This window comes from Anabaena sp. CA = ATCC 33047 (genome assembly GCF_963870205.1).
Taxonomy (GTDB): domain Bacteria; phylum Cyanobacteriota; class Cyanobacteriia; order Cyanobacteriales; family Nostocaceae; genus Trichormus.
Window position 1 is genome coordinate 172,365 of sequence record NZ_CAWMSA010000020.1, and the last position, 13,764, is coordinate 186,128.

11 protein-coding genes are annotated in these 13,764 nt (G+C 41.8%); 4 read left to right on the plus strand and 7 right to left on the minus strand.

The annotated features are described in order from the left end of the window. Nucleotides 1-56 precede the first annotated feature (56 nt). Both dacB and AACS98_RS05860 read left to right on the plus strand, forming a co-directional pair. Entirely contained in the window at nt 57-1,520 is a 1,464-nt protein-coding gene (gene dacB, locus AACS98_RS05855) for a D-alanyl-D-alanine carboxypeptidase/D-alanyl-D-alanine endopeptidase (RefSeq protein ID WP_066377242.1), read from the plus strand. Between the two features lie 390 nt (nt 1,521-1,910). Further along, nucleotides 1,911-4,331 carry a sucrose synthase gene (locus tag AACS98_RS05860; protein WP_066377249.1) on the plus strand — a complete coding sequence of 807 codons (2,421 nt, stop codon included), beginning with the start codon at nt 1,911-1,913 and terminating at the stop codon, nt 4,329-4,331. Nucleotides 4,332-4,526: 195 nt separating this feature from the next. Here AACS98_RS05860 and AACS98_RS05865 read toward each other — a convergent pair whose 3' ends face one another. Together AACS98_RS05865 and AACS98_RS05870 are read right to left on the minus strand one after the other, a co-directional pair. Then, entirely contained in the window at nt 4,527-5,141 is a 615-nt protein-coding gene (locus AACS98_RS05865; RefSeq protein ID WP_066377251.1) for a peptidoglycan-binding domain-containing protein, read from the minus strand. Between the two features lie 430 nt (nt 5,142-5,571). Further along, the gene (locus AACS98_RS05870; protein WP_156481624.1) at nt 5,572-5,730 is read right to left on the minus strand and encodes a hypothetical protein; all 159 of its coding nucleotides are present in this window, start codon (nt 5,728-5,730) and stop codon (nt 5,572-5,574) included. Between AACS98_RS05870 and fabG the strand changes: the two genes are divergently transcribed. Then, nucleotides 5,729-6,424, plus strand: a complete 696-nt coding sequence (gene fabG / locus AACS98_RS05875) for a 3-oxoacyl-ACP reductase FabG (RefSeq protein ID WP_066377253.1) — start codon at nt 5,729-5,731, stop codon at nt 6,422-6,424. The two genes, AACS98_RS05870 and fabG, sit on opposite strands and share 2 nt — an antisense overlap. A gap of 98 nt (nt 6,425-6,522) precedes the next feature. Here the strand turns inward: fabG and AACS98_RS05880 are convergent, their stop codons facing one another. After that, nucleotides 6,523-7,698, minus strand: coding sequence for a homospermidine biosynthesis protein (locus AACS98_RS05880; RefSeq protein WP_066377255.1), 1,176 nt, complete (start codon nt 7,696-7,698; stop codon nt 6,523-6,525). 134 nt (nt 7,699-7,832) lie between these two features. Beyond that, nucleotides 7,833-8,129 carry a DUF6508 domain-containing protein gene (locus tag AACS98_RS05885; protein ID WP_232317114.1) on the minus strand — a complete coding sequence of 99 codons (297 nt, stop codon included), beginning with the start codon at nt 8,127-8,129 and terminating at the stop codon, nt 7,833-7,835. Between the two features lie 398 nt (nt 8,130-8,527). Between AACS98_RS05885 and cobO the strand changes: the two genes are divergently transcribed. Next, entirely contained in the window at nt 8,528-9,205 is a 678-nt protein-coding gene (gene cobO, locus AACS98_RS05890; RefSeq protein ID WP_066377257.1) for a cob(I)yrinic acid a,c-diamide adenosyltransferase, read from the plus strand. A gap of 104 nt (nt 9,206-9,309) precedes the next feature. Here cobO and AACS98_RS05895 read toward each other — a convergent pair whose 3' ends face one another. The 3 genes from AACS98_RS05895 to AACS98_RS05905 form a co-directional block, all read right to left on the minus strand. Next, a complete protein-coding gene (locus tag AACS98_RS05895) occupies nt 9,310-9,948 on the minus strand; it encodes a hypothetical protein (protein WP_066377262.1) in 639 nt (212 codons plus the stop codon). Between the two features lie 457 nt (nt 9,949-10,405). After that, nucleotides 10,406-11,389 carry an RNA polymerase sigma factor, RpoD/SigA family gene (locus tag AACS98_RS05900; protein ID WP_066377264.1) on the minus strand — a complete coding sequence of 328 codons (984 nt, stop codon included), beginning with the start codon at nt 11,387-11,389 and terminating at the stop codon, nt 10,406-10,408. A 554-nt stretch (nt 11,390-11,943) separates the two neighbouring features. After that, nucleotides 11,944-13,683, minus strand: coding sequence for a helicase HerA domain-containing protein (locus AACS98_RS05905; protein WP_066377266.1), 1,740 nt, complete (start codon nt 13,681-13,683; stop codon nt 11,944-11,946). Nucleotides 13,684-13,764 lie beyond the last annotated feature (81 nt).

Genomic DNA, 13,764 nt, shown 5'->3' on the forward strand with positions numbered 1-13,764 from the left:
AAACCTTAAATTTATCTACCTATTCTTGGTCTATCGCTTGAGGTGTAAGATATAAAATGTCCAAAAAACTTACTCTAGGCTTAATGCTGTTATTTGTTGGTGTGAAAGTCGGTGTTCCCCAACAACTTGTCAAAGCACAAACCCCAACCCCAACAGCAACTACCACAAAATCAATTTGTCCTGCTCAATTGGGTACAGCCATTGATACCATAATTAATCGTCCCCTTTTTAATCGCTCACGCTGGGGAGTGTTAATTAAACCCCTGTCATCTGTGCAGAGTCTCTATAGTCGAGATGCAGAAAAATATTTTATTCCTGCTTCTAATACTAAGTTACTGACGACAGCAGCAGCACTGTTACAACTAGGTGCAGACTTTCGCATTCGCACCTCAATTTATCAAAATGGTAACGGTGTTTTTACTGTTATCGGCAGGGGAGATCCTAGCCTCAATGATACTCAATTACAATCACTTGTCCAACAGCTAAGACAAAAGGGTGTGACTCAAATTCCCCAGTTAATAGCTGATAATAGTTATATTCAAGGAGATGTTGTTAATTCTACTTGGCAATGGGAAGATATACAGTCAGATTATGGTGCGCCAGTTAATAGTTTTATTTTAAATCAAAATATTGTGGGTTTTAAGCTGATACCCCAAACTGTTGGTAAAACTCCCCAATTAGTTTGGAATGAACCAACTGAAGTCCGACAATGGTTAGTAGTTAATCGCTCAGTAACCGTCGCCGAAAATCAACCGAGTTACATTAATATTAGCCGTGACTTAACTGGCAGAATCCTGCGGATTGAAGGACAAGTATCAGCGAATTCTGCACCCTATTTAGTAGAGTTACCTGTAGTTGATCCTGATGCTTACTTCTTAAGACGTTTGCGTACAGCTTTCAACCAAGAAAAAATTAACTTAGGAAAAACTGTTATCGGACATAGTACCACTAATCAACAGGAATTAGCATCTGTACAGTCGCCACCTTTAGGGGAATTAATTCAAGAAACTAATCAAAATAGTAATAATCTGTTTGCAGAATCTCTGTTGAGAGTCTTAGGTGGGCAATCTCCTGTTTTGAAAAATCAAAGTTCTGCTGATATTGGGTTAGAAGCCATCAAGAAAAATTTAACGAAGTTGGGAGTTGATCCGACAGGTTATCAGTTGGCAGATGGTTCCGGTTTATCACGCCGGAATTTAATTAGCCCGGAAGCGTTAGTACAAACTTTGCAGGGTATAGCAAAAACACCTGTTGCAAATGTGTATCGTGCATCTTTACCTGTAGCTGGGAAAAATGGGACTTTAGCAAGTCGTTTGCGTAATACTCCGGCTGAGGGAATTGTACAAGCAAAAACAGGCACACTCAGGGGTGCAATTTCCCTGTCAGGATATATGAATACACCTGAATATGAGCCTTTGGTGTTCAGTATTATGGTGAATCAATCAGAACAGCCTGCAAGTACCCTGCGCCAAGCTATTGATGAAATTGTAGTCTTGTTGACACAGTTAAAGCCTTGTTAAAAGGGAACAGGGAACAGGGAACTCTTAACAGGGAACAGGGACTACATAAGGTGGGGGCTGTCTTACCCTCATCAGGCGATGCACTGCTCACAACGTAAAAATAAGGGTTAGAGCGTATTTTCATCTGTGCATCGCCTGACTGTAATTTATATTAAGTATAAATAAGTATTTATTACATATATATCAATAGTATAAAAAGTAGTCTGTCTTTAGTTAGAGCCAATAATAATTAGTCATAGTTATTCTAAGTAAATAAGAACACGAATTGATAAGGATGAAAAAAACACAGGTATATCTATCTATCTGAGTATTTTTGCTTTATAACGTGTTTTACTTCTAGGTTTTCAGGTTGCGCTACCCTAGAAATAAAATCTTCATTCAGGGGTTACTATGTCAGAATTGATTCAGGCAATATTGGAGAGCGAAGAAAGAAGTGATTTGCGTAACTTTTTGAGTCAACTACGCCAAAAAGAGCAAAATTATTTGTTGCGTAATGACATCTTGAACGAGTATAATGAGTATTGCTCTAAAACAGAAAAAACGAACACATTTTATACTTATTCTCGTTTAGGTAAACTAATTTACTATACTCAGGAAATTATTCAAGAAGAATCAAATATTTGTTTCATCATTCGCCCGAAGATTGCTAGTCAAGAAGTTTATCGACTGACAGCAGATTTAGATGTGGAGTCGATGACAGTACAGGAACTGTTGGATCTGCGCGATCGCTTGGTGAATAAATTCCACCCCCAAGAGGGTGACTTGCTAGAACTCGATTTTGGCCCCTTTTATGATTATTCCCCAACCATCCGCGACCCCAAAAACATTGGTAAGGGTGTGCAGTTTCTCAACCGTTATCTATCCAGCAAACTGTTTCAAGACCCGAAACAATGGCTAGAAGGCTTATTTAATTTCCTGCGCCTACACCACTACAATGGTGTGCAACTGCTGATTAACAATAATATCCAATCTCAACAGCAACTGTCCCAACAAGTCAAGAAAGCCTTAGCGATTGTTAGCCAAAGACCCAGCGATGAACCTTACGAACAATTTCGCTTACAATTGCAAATGATGGGCTTTGAGCCAGGTTGGGGTAATACAGCCGGGCGTGTTCAGGAAACCTTAAATATTCTCGATGAATTAATCGACTCTCCCGACCCCCAAACCCTAGAAGCTTTCATCTCTCGCATCCCGATGATTTTTAGAATCATCCTGGTGTCAGCACATGGTTGGTTTGGGCAAGAGGGTGTCTTAGGTCGTCCTGATACTGGTGGTCAGGTGGTGTATGTGCTTGACCAAGCGAAAAATTTAGAAAAGCAACTGCAAGAAGATGTCATCCTGGCTGGTTTAGAAGGGTTAAACGTCCAGCCAAAGGTAATTATTCTCACCCGTCTGATTCCCAACAGTGACGGGACTCTGTGCAACCAACGACTAGAAAAAGTTCACGGGACAGAAAACGCCTGGATTTTGCGCGTACCTCTGCGGGAATTCAACCCCAATATGACGCAAAACTGGATTTCTAGATTTGAGTTTTGGCCTTATCTGGAAACCTTCGCCATTGATGCAGAAAAGGAATTATTAGCAGAATTTCACGGTAGACCCGATTTAATTGTGGGTAACTACACTGATGGTAACTTAGTCGCGTTTTTGTTGGCGCGACGGATGAAAATTACCCAGTGCAACATCGCCCACGCTTTGGAAAAATCTAAATATTTGTTTAGTAACCTCTACTGGCAAGATTTAGACGATAAATATCATTTTTCCTTGCAATTTACTGCTGATTTGATTGCGATGAATGCAGCTAACTTTATTATCAGCAGCACCTACCAGGAAATTGTCGGGACACCGGATAGTGTGGGACAGTATGAATCTTACAAATGCTTTACCATGCCAGAGTTGTATCATGTGGTGAATGGCATTGAGTTGTTTAGTCCCAAGTTTAATGTTGTACCACCTGGGGTAAATGAAAATGCTTATTTCCCCTACACTCGTACTGAAGACAGGGTAGACAGCGATCGCGATCGCATCACCGAAATGTTATTTACTTTAGAAGATCCTAGCCAAATCTTCGGCAAACTCGATGATCCTAACAAGCGTCCCCTCTTCTCAATGGCCCGTCTCGACCGGATTAAAAACCTCACCGGTTTAGCAGAATGCTTTGGTCAAAGTAAAGACTTGCAAGAACATTGCAACTTAATTTTAGTCGCCGGCAAGTTACGTGTGGAAGAATCAGGCGATAACGAAGAACGGGATGAAATCATTAAACTGTACCGCATCATTGACGAGTACAATCTCTATGGCAAAATTCGCTGGTTGGGTGTACGCCTATCAAAAAGCGACTCTGGAGAAATTTATCGCGTTATCGCCGACCATCAAGGTATCTTTGTTCAACCAGCCTTATTTGAAGCCTTTGGTTTGACAATTCTAGAAGCGATGATTTCTGGTTTACCAACCTTTGCAACTCAATTTGGTGGGCCATTAGAAATTATTCAAGATCAAGTCAATGGTTTTTACATTAACCCCACCAATTTAGAAGAAACGGCCCAGAAAATTCTGGAATTTATCAATAAATGTCAACAAGATCCCTCCTATTGGGGTAGAGTTTCTCAGCAAGCAATTGACCGTGTATACAGCACATACACCTGGAAGATTCACACAACTAAGCTGTTATCATTAGCACGGATTTATGGCTTCTGGAATTTCACATCTCAGGAGAACCGAGAAGACTTGTTACGCTACCTTGAGGCTTTATTCTATTTAGTTTATAAACCCAGAGCGCAACAACTACTAGAACAACACAAATATCGGTAAACTCTTGTAGATGATGTTTGTCATGAAAGATGCTGAAAACCCTTCGACATAGCAGGATACCGCAGGGTATTTCTCCCCGACAAATGTAGAGACTAAGCATGCTTAGTCTCTACAACTCCCATTCCCGCAACAAAATTTTTTCCTGTTCCCTCATTAATATGCTGTAGGGGTTTAGCATTGCTGAACCCCTATGTTTTAAAATGTATATTGTCTTGAGTGTCTAGTCAGAGAGTACCAAGTATTTGGGCCGACTATCCCATCTACTTTAAGATTTCGTTGCACTTGAAAAGCTTTTACAGCACTTTCTGTCAACGCACCATAAAACCCATCGACTCGAATAGCGTAACCATTAGCCACTAATAACCTTTGTAAGACTCTGACAGGTGTACCTGTATTACCAAAACTTAAATATGGTAGATTTCTTGTATACCTTTGATATCTTCTGGCAATCACAATTTCTTCTGGGATTTGTGCCGTTAACAAAAACGGTTGATGTGAAAATTTTACCCTAACAGCCTGAAAGTTATTAAACTCATCTAGGCTATATGAATCTTTGACTAGATGTGTATTTTTACTCAGATTTTTTTGATTTTCATGCTGTACGGCTAATTGAAGATTTGGTGAGATTTCAGATTGGTGTATAAATTCAGGCGGCGTGATTTTTGCTGATGACATTAACTGATCTGACTGATTTTGTGTAGAGTTTGTCACACCATTGTCTAAATGAATTACAGGCTGCTTGGGTAAAACAGATGGAGCGAGTTGTTTGGTAGCTAATACGCCTGTCATCAGCAGGACAATATCATTCATTGTATTTAATGTCACTATTACCCATAATTACTTTGACAGAACAATTTACTTGAAACCGGAATGGTTCCTAGTTAAATTGAATGAGTTAATTTTTCAGCAATTGGCAAGAATCAGCAGAAATTTTCTCTACTTATTCCAATTGATGGATATTGTGATTACAGTCCGTCTAATTCAGTTATTAATTGGTTTTTGAGAATGTAAATTATAACAGTTACAGGTTAATTATCTGCCGAAGGTTTTGATTGAGAATTATGGAGATTAGTTGCTCATGAATGATTTATTTAAAGTAACAAAGAATAATAAACTCTAGATAGCCAAGAAATTATTCTATCCCAAGCAGTATATATTCAGGTAGATTTGTGAGCTTTGTGCTTCATTAATTACTTATGCTCTGCAAAGCCGCTAAAATTAATTGAATGAATAGACAAAGCTAGTCAAAATTCAGACTCAAAACCAGAATTTCTGCTGATAAATCGGGCAGATCAATTAAACTGCTGGGTAGTACGGCAAATTTTCTGCGGTAATGCTGCTGAAAAGAGTGCGATCGCGGTATCTTAATCGTGGTTGCTCTGAGGAGTTCATGTTGCATGAGAGGCAAGCAAGTGTTACTCACCGGTGGTACTGGTGGACTCGGTTTAGGTGTCACACCAGCAATTCTCGCCCAAGGTGCAGATTTAACTATGACTTACCGCAATCCTAAAGAAGTCGAACGCCTCAAGGAAATCCTTCCCCCCGCAGACTTCGCTAGGATTCAATTTATCCCCACTAACTTAGAAGAAGAATCTTCGGTAGACAATCTCATCAGCCGCATGGGAAGGGTGGATGTGTTAATTCATCTCGTGGGCGGCTTTTCAATGGGTAAAACCCACGAATACAGCTTTTACAGTTGGAAACGCGAGTTTGACATCAACTTGAATACTACTTTTTTGACTTGTAAATATAGCTTGCAAAAGATGCTAGAAAATGGCTATGGCCGCATTGTCACAGTGGCTTCTAAGGCGGCTGTAGAACCGGCGGGACAGTTTGCAGCCTACTCGGCGGCGAAGGCTGGTGTGGTAGCCTTAACAAAAGCGATCGCAGATGAAACCAAAGGTACAAATATCACCGCTAATGTCATCCTACCCTCGGTAATTGACACCCCTGCCAACCGTCAAGCTATGGGTACAGAAAACGCCGATAAATGGGTAAAACCGGAAGCCATAGCCCAGTTAATCTGCTTTCTCGCCTCAGATGCGGCTAAAGATATCCGAGGCGCAGCAATTCCCATATACGGGAATGTTTAGGGAATAAGGGAGCAGGGGAGCGGAGGGAGCGAAGGAAGAAATTCTTTCCCAGTCCCCAATCCCCAGTCCCCAGTCCCCAGTCCCCAGTCCCCAGTCCCCTACTGAGTATTAGGAATCAACCTACCGCAAGGATAAGTTGCTGCACCTTGGGCAGCTTCTTCAGCTACAGCAGTCGGGATTTTTTCTACAGGCTGTTCTTTGGCGGCTAAATAATCGCTGCGGAGTTGATCTAACAATGCTGGACGTTGATCATACAACCGCTTCAGGGGGCGAGGTTCGCACTGGTTGAGAGTATACGCTGTCACCAAAGGTAAGGCGATGGTGCTATCGGTGTAACAAACAATGGTGCTGGGTAATTCGTCCGGGTCAATTTTACCCCAGCTTACCGCCTCTGAAGGAGTCGCACCGGATAAACCACCAGTATCAGGTCGTGCATCGGTAAACTGAACGAAGAAATCATGTCCTCGTTCTTCTAGTCCTAAAACCTCGTGTATCTGCGGTTGGGTTTGTAGCAGGAAGTTTTTCGGACTACCACCACCGAGAATTACAGCTGCACTTCTGCCTTCTCCTTCTCTGGCATTGTAGGCGATCGCAGCTGTTTCGTTGACATCAATTGCTGGATCTAACACCAACTGTGAACCTTCCAACGCTAACGCCGCTACATTCATGCCAATGGAACTATCACCAGGGGAAGATGTATATATAGGTACGCCATACTCATAAGCTGTAGCTAGTAAGCAAGAATGCTTAACTCCCAATTGCTTCTCTACTTCCCGCACATACTTACCCAGCAAATAATGAAACTCAGCCGTACCCATGCGCTTTTGGAAAGGTTCAGCTTGCAGTATCTTGCGGATAAATGCGTCGGTTTCTAGCAATACGTCATAACCAAAGATGATGTCATAAATTCTAATTGTGCCTTGCTCACGCAATTTCACATCATCTAAGAATGGGTTCCCGGCAAACAACTCAAAACCTAAGCCATAGTGCATATCATGGTAAAGATTCGCACCAGTGCTAATCATCCAGTCAATAAAACCGTTGCGAATTAACGGCGCAAGCGCAGATACACCAAACCCGGCAGGTGTCATCGCACCGGAAAGACTTACTCCCACGGTGACACCATCTTGGAATACATCACGAGCCAATAATTGACAAGCTTCCCGCAACCGCGCCGAATTGTAAGCAGTGAAGTAATTATCAATCAAATCCACCACGCTGACATCTGTTGACATCGGTACGGGTGCAATTTTCTTACCTAAATTTTTTGCCATGTTGAGACTCCCAAACAGTAAACCAGAATCTAATGTTAACTATGTTTCAGGTAATTCTTCTATCCCTTTGATGTCAAAATCTTAGTTAGACTCAGTGACGGGCAAATTCAACCAGATGAAATATGTCGGGTACTTCAGTCAAATAAGTAGGTCAACATAATTAAAGATAAAATAATGATGAGATATATCCCCGACTTCTTTGAGAAGTCGGGTATCTGAGTATTACGTTTTTTTAATCGCTGCAATATTGTCAACAAATTACTATTATCTATCACTGCGGCTAAATGTCTATAACAAAAACGTTCTTGATGAACGTGACTTGTAAATAATTTCTGTATTGTAGAAATATCACCTATCTTTAATAGTTGTGTTTCAATGACAAACTGATTAGCTGCATCTGGCCAATTTGTACAATCAAAACAGATGACCAAATTTTCTTCGTCAATGGCTGCAATGAATCTCTGAAATTATTTAGAATAATAATATGACGCAAAAGTTAGAGGTTCGGCTAGAAAATAATGGTAAAAAGGTGAGGATATTATCAATATTTTCTAAGGTCATCTGATTAGACATACATACTCAATCCCGAAAGACTCTACTGTAAAAAATTAGGTGCTAGAAGATAATCAGTTAGAGTCACAAGATATGCCAGCTAAATCATGCTCGCAACATCTCCCACCGGAGAAGATTTAGTCATAATATCCAACTTTTTCCCAAATTTTTCTTGATTCTCTGCCAGATTCACCTTCAGTGCTGATCCATATAAGCACAAATTTTTCTGGGTTTTGTCAGTCCTAACAATTATTTTCTGTATTTCCCGGTGACTTTGATGACACGCGATACACCAGAAGCATTAGAATCAGATAAGGAAATTGAGCGTTTAATTGATGAAATAATGTCAGCTAATCTGACTAATGAACAACACAGGGAAAAAATGCAGCGTCGCAAAGAAGTACAGGATCGACGCATAGCGCAAGCTTTACCAGAAAAAGGTTTAATTATTGTTCACACTGGTAATGGTAAAGGAAAAACAACCGCCGCATTGGGGATGGTGTTACGATCGCTTGGACACGGTTACAAAGTAGCGATCGTCCAATACATCAAAGGTTCTTGGGAACCCTCAGAAAAAAGGGTGTTCAGCCTTTGGGAAGATCAAATCGAATTTCACGCTATGGGGGAAGGCTTCACCTGGGAAACCCAAGATCGCGATCGCGATATCGAAAAAGCCACCGCCGCCTGGGAAAAATCACTCGAATTCATCCGCAACCCCGATTTTCAGCTAGTGCTGTTAGATGAAATTAACATTGCCCTGAAAATGGGATATTTACAAGTTGAGCAAGTCTTAGCCGGGTTAGCACAAAAACCTGCCACTAAACACGTCATCCTCACAGGTAGAGGCGCACCAGCCGCTATCATTGATCGCGCTGACTTAGTGACAGAAATGACTCTAGTTAAGCATCCTTTCCGCGATCAAAATGTCAAAGCACAACCAGGGATTGAGTTTTAATTTTATTGGGCATTGGGCATTGGGCATTGGGCATTGGGAAAGAATTTCTTTCTCCGCTTCCTCCGCTTCCTTTGCTCCCTCCGCTTTTTTGTCTACCCAGTCCCTCAATGATTACACATTTGAAGCACACGGCGATCATCGCCACTGATAGAGTTAATCTGATGATAGTCTTGCAGTGCTAAAGAGTGAGCATAAGTAGCTGGCTGATCTACGGAAAATGTAGGTATTGTACTAGCTGTAGCTACATCTGGTGCAATACCTGCATCTGGTGTACCAGTCACAGTCATCGCCAATTCTCCTGATTTGTCGAGTGTGCCTTGAAAGCAGCTAAACTCGGATCTAGGCATATATAGCGCACCGACTATTTTACCTTGCCGCTTTTGGAAGACAACATACCCTTGACCTAATTGGTTTGGTTGGGGTGATTGACCATATAGATATACACCATCTTTAAGCGGTAGGTCGGCTTTTTGGGTAATTCCTGAATTTTTGGCAGCTTTGAGAGTGCTGGTAAACTCGCTTGTGATTGACTCAGAATTAATAGATGTTTTGGAACTCTTTTGTGGTTGATGCGTCAATTCGGGAAGAGAAGCGGCGATCGCTATCGAGTTCGGTACTTGTGCAATACGATTACTGAGTACAGGTATTGCTTGTTCGCCCACAGCACCAAGGGTGAAAAGGAAAGCAATCGCGGGGATTCTCAAACGGTGTAAGGGGAAAATTTTCAATTTGTTGTTAAGCACCCGACTTCTCCTGTTAAAACCTAACGACTTCCTCTGTAACTTGACTTAAACCATAATGAAATCTCTATTGTTTAAGGCTCGGTCAAAGGTTGGATTTATGTCTTGAAAAATTAAAATTCCTAAAAAATCGCGTTTTTATGCAATTTTGCGGTATAATCACACCCTATCAATAATTGAAAAATTTATGCTTCAGCTAAAATAATCATGCTTTTGGAGGATGTGAGTTAAGGATTCCTCTCCCTGAGCGGGTTTGATATCTCACTGTTTTTCTAATCGGTTTCAAAAAATTGATGTTGCGCTGAACAAACATCTCTCTTTTTTCAGTACACCCATATCTACAACCGCCCCTGATTCCATTTCGGAAAATTCCCAATATTTTTTTCTCCTAAAAAAATTGCCCCCTGAGTTCAGGAGGCGCGTTACCCTATAGAGACGTAACACTACTACGCCTGTAGATTTAGCTAGCAACGTATTCCTTGACATTCGCTCGACGGCGACGCAGATGAGCTAAGGCTTGATGCTCTAACTGGCGGACACGTTCACGACTGAGGTTTAATCTTTCGCCGACTTTTGCCAGAGACATTTCGTTACCATCTTCTAACCCAAAACGCAGTGCTAACACTTCTCGCTGTTGGGGTGTGAGTTCCGCCAACAAGCTGTTTAAGTCTTGGCGCAAGAATTCTTGAGTGGTGTAATACTCTGGAGATGGGCCTTCATCTTCGAGCATTTCTTGTAGTTCTGTGTCTTGGTTGTCGCCAACTCGCACATCTAAAGAAACTGGTTGACGCGCCATGTTCAGATACTCACGAATCTGAGCCGGTTCTAGTTCTAGTTCTTTGGCAATTTCCGCCGGAGTTGGCGATCGCCCCAAAGTCTGAGCTAGTTCGCGCTGCACTTTTTTAATTTTGTTCAGTTTCTCGGTAATGTGGATGGGTAATCTGATAGTACGACCTTGTTGAGCGATCGCGCGGGTAATTGCTTGGCGAATCCACCAGTAAGCATAGGTTGAAAATTTATAACCCCTGGTGGGATCAAATTTTTCCACTCCTCGCTCTAATCCTAAAGTTCCCTCTTGGATTAAATCCAGAAACTCCATGTTACGTTTCTGGTATTTTTTGGCGATCGCCACTACCAAGCGTAAGTTCGCTTCAATCATCTTCTGCTTGGCGCGTTTACCTTGGGCTACCGTTTGTTTCACTTCTGTCTCAGACTGGTGAACATGATCAGCCCACTCTGCTAAACTCGGTTCCCGTTGTAACTTCTTCCCTAACTCTTCCTTCGCTTCTATCAGCGACATCATTTGTTGTACCTGCTTCCCGTAAACAATCTCTTGCTCACGGGTAAGCAAAGGCACGCGACCAATTTCCCGCAGATAGGTTCGCACCATATCAGCCGTGAATTTGGTGTTCAGGTCTTCGTTGTGGTTGTTAACAATAGGCATTGGTGCGTTATCCTCTACTCCGTAAACACAATCAATCTTGAGTACATCAATCCATCAGGGAAGGTAGTACATATATCACTGAACACAAAACGCTACCAAACTTTATCAATCTTTTATATCCCTTTTCCAGAAGGCGCGTCTTGGAGATAGGTTCCCCTACCATCCCTCAATTTTTCAATCTCTTACAAACAATCTGGGTTTTTTTCAAGAATTCTTTGTTTCAGTCGCCGGCAGCCACCGGTTTATCCGAAGTCAGTATGACTTTTAATTATTTTATATTAAAACAAATCAGGCAGATAGTAAAGTAGCCTGAAGAGGTATATAGGTTATAATGTTAGATTAGTTTTTTGTTAAAACAAGTGATTTTCCTAGACAAAGCTAACTATATCTATAGTGACGCGAAAACCCCCTCTGCTGTTGCCTGGCAGTAGGGAGATAACCGAACTTAATGAGGCCAGGTGATGGAGGGAAGTTACTACTTAGTCCTTAGTTATTAGTCATGAGTTATTAGTTTTTCTCTTTCGCTTCCGCTTCCTCTGCTTCCCCAATCGCCTTTAAAAACCTAAATCAGCTTTGGCTAGTTCCGCAGCTGCGAATACTTCTGCATCTGGTTTTTCTTCCCACGCTGGATCACCAATTTCTTCGTAGAAGGTGGCATCATAGGGACGAGTTCTTACTACCACAGGCATAGGGACAGCGTGACCTAAAATTAAGGCTTGTTGCTTCGAGTCTAACTTGGCTAGTACAGACCTCAGACCACCAGCACCCGATACACCTGTAAATATGGCATCAATGTCTTTTTCATCATTGAGCAAGGCGGTAATGCGAGTCCCGATTTGAGACATCACCTCATTATCTATCCCAGAGGGTCTTTGATCAACTACCAAAAGTGTGACAAAGTATTTTCGCAGTTCACGGGCGATTGTCCCGAAGATGGTACTTTGCACCACACCTGGGTCAAGGAAGCGGTGGGCTTCTTCTATAGTAATCATTAATGGCGTGGGGCGATCGCTGGGGTTTTTACTTTGGAGGAATTTATCAGCTTTTTTCACATAATGCTCATGAATCCTTCTGGTGATCATGTTAGTCACCAACATATACGAAAGCATATTCGACTGCGAACCAAATTCTACTACTACATTTTTCCCAGCTTCTAAAGATTGTAAAATTTTATTAATGTAATTCTGGGGACACACTGCCCGCATATATTTTAAACTATCTAAACGCAATAACTTGCGCTGCAATGCCATAATTGAGCCTTTGTGTCCCCGCTTCTCATCACAAAACATCTCAATTTCTTCATTAGTCATGTTCAGCAGCTGGACAATCCAGGATTTGCCATACTCGTTGGATAAAATGTTGGCATTATCTAAAGCTGCTTCTGATAAGCCTAAATCTCGACTACATAATTTAATATCTTCGACTTCGATTTGCTCATAACTCAGGTAGAGTTCTTGAGAATCTCGTACACCCCGACGCTTAGTAGACTCAGGATCGAGGGTGTAAACTTCGACTCTCCCAGGAAACAATTGTTTCAGTCCCTTAACAGTGTTAACGTTTTTACCTTCTGCTACTGCCTCCCAACCATATTCCGAGTGCATATCAAAAATTAAGTTAACTGCGGCGTTTTTGCGAATCACACCCGCCAACAGTAACCGAGTCAGAAAAGATTTACCCGTACCCGATTTACCAAACACCCCATTGCTACGTTCGACAAACCGATTCAAATCGATACACACCGGGACATCCATATCTAAGGGTTTACCGATGGAAAAGTTGCGCCGCAGAGGATCATCTTCCCAACCAAATACCCGGCGAAAGTCTTCAACGCTGGCTTCGTAGACTTGGCTGAAGTGACTGGGGATAGTTTTCACGGGAAGTAATTCCATCGTGGTGCTAGTTTGGGGTTGGAAAGAAGCCAAATTAGTAGACGATGGCACAAAGGGGTTTACAGATTTACCATCTGTAGATGAGAAAGACTCATCAGATTCCGGCGTGAACATTAACATGGGAGCCAGGTTAATCATCCCATAAGTTCCACTACCAGCTAACACTTCCCGTAAAAAAGTATCTTCCCAACTGGGGGGGTTGGCGATGATGCGGGCGTTAGCTGCACCTAGGGCGACATCTGTTAGCATACAGAAAAAGCGCGATCGCACCCCCTGCACAACTAAAAATTTACCCACCCGCATATCCTCAACAGATACATCCGGGTGTAATCGCACTTCTAAACCCCCAGTCAAGGAACCTTCGATTACTGAACCTAATGGTTTAAGAGAATTGTCGTTAGTCATTAGTCGTTAGTCGTTAGTCATTAGTCATTAGTCATTAGTCATTAGTCATTAGTCGTTAGTCATTAGTCATTAGTCATTAGT

What these genes read in the sequence shown, in the direction of transcription:
- fabG (WP_066377253.1), top strand. Translation starts at nt 5,729, where the DNA reads ATGAGAGGCAAGCAAGTGTTACTCACCGGTGGTACTGGTGGACTCGGT.
- AACS98_RS05865 (WP_066377251.1), bottom strand. Translation starts at nt 5,141, where the DNA reads ATGAATGATATTGTCCTGCTGATGACAGGCGTATTAGCTACCAAACAA.
- dacB (WP_066377242.1), top strand. Translation starts at nt 57, where the DNA reads ATGTCCAAAAAACTTACTCTAGGCTTAATGCTGTTATTTGTTGGTGTG.
- cobO (WP_066377257.1), top strand. Translation starts at nt 8,528, where the DNA reads ATGACACGCGATACACCAGAAGCATTAGAATCAGATAAGGAAATTGAG.
- AACS98_RS05870 (WP_156481624.1), bottom strand. Translation starts at nt 5,730, where the DNA reads ATGCAACATGAACTCCTCAGAGCAACCACGATTAAGATACCGCGATCG.
- AACS98_RS05860 (WP_066377249.1), top strand. Translation starts at nt 1,911, where the DNA reads ATGTCAGAATTGATTCAGGCAATATTGGAGAGCGAAGAAAGAAGTGAT.
- AACS98_RS05900 (WP_066377264.1), bottom strand. Translation starts at nt 11,389, where the DNA reads ATGCCTATTGTTAACAACCACAACGAAGACCTGAACACCAAATTCACG.
- AACS98_RS05880 (WP_066377255.1), bottom strand. Translation starts at nt 7,698, where the DNA reads ATGGCAAAAAATTTAGGTAAGAAAATTGCACCCGTACCGATGTCAACA.
- AACS98_RS05905 (WP_066377266.1), bottom strand. Translation starts at nt 13,683, where the DNA reads ATGACTAACGACAATTCTCTTAAACCATTAGGTTCAGTAATCGAAGGT.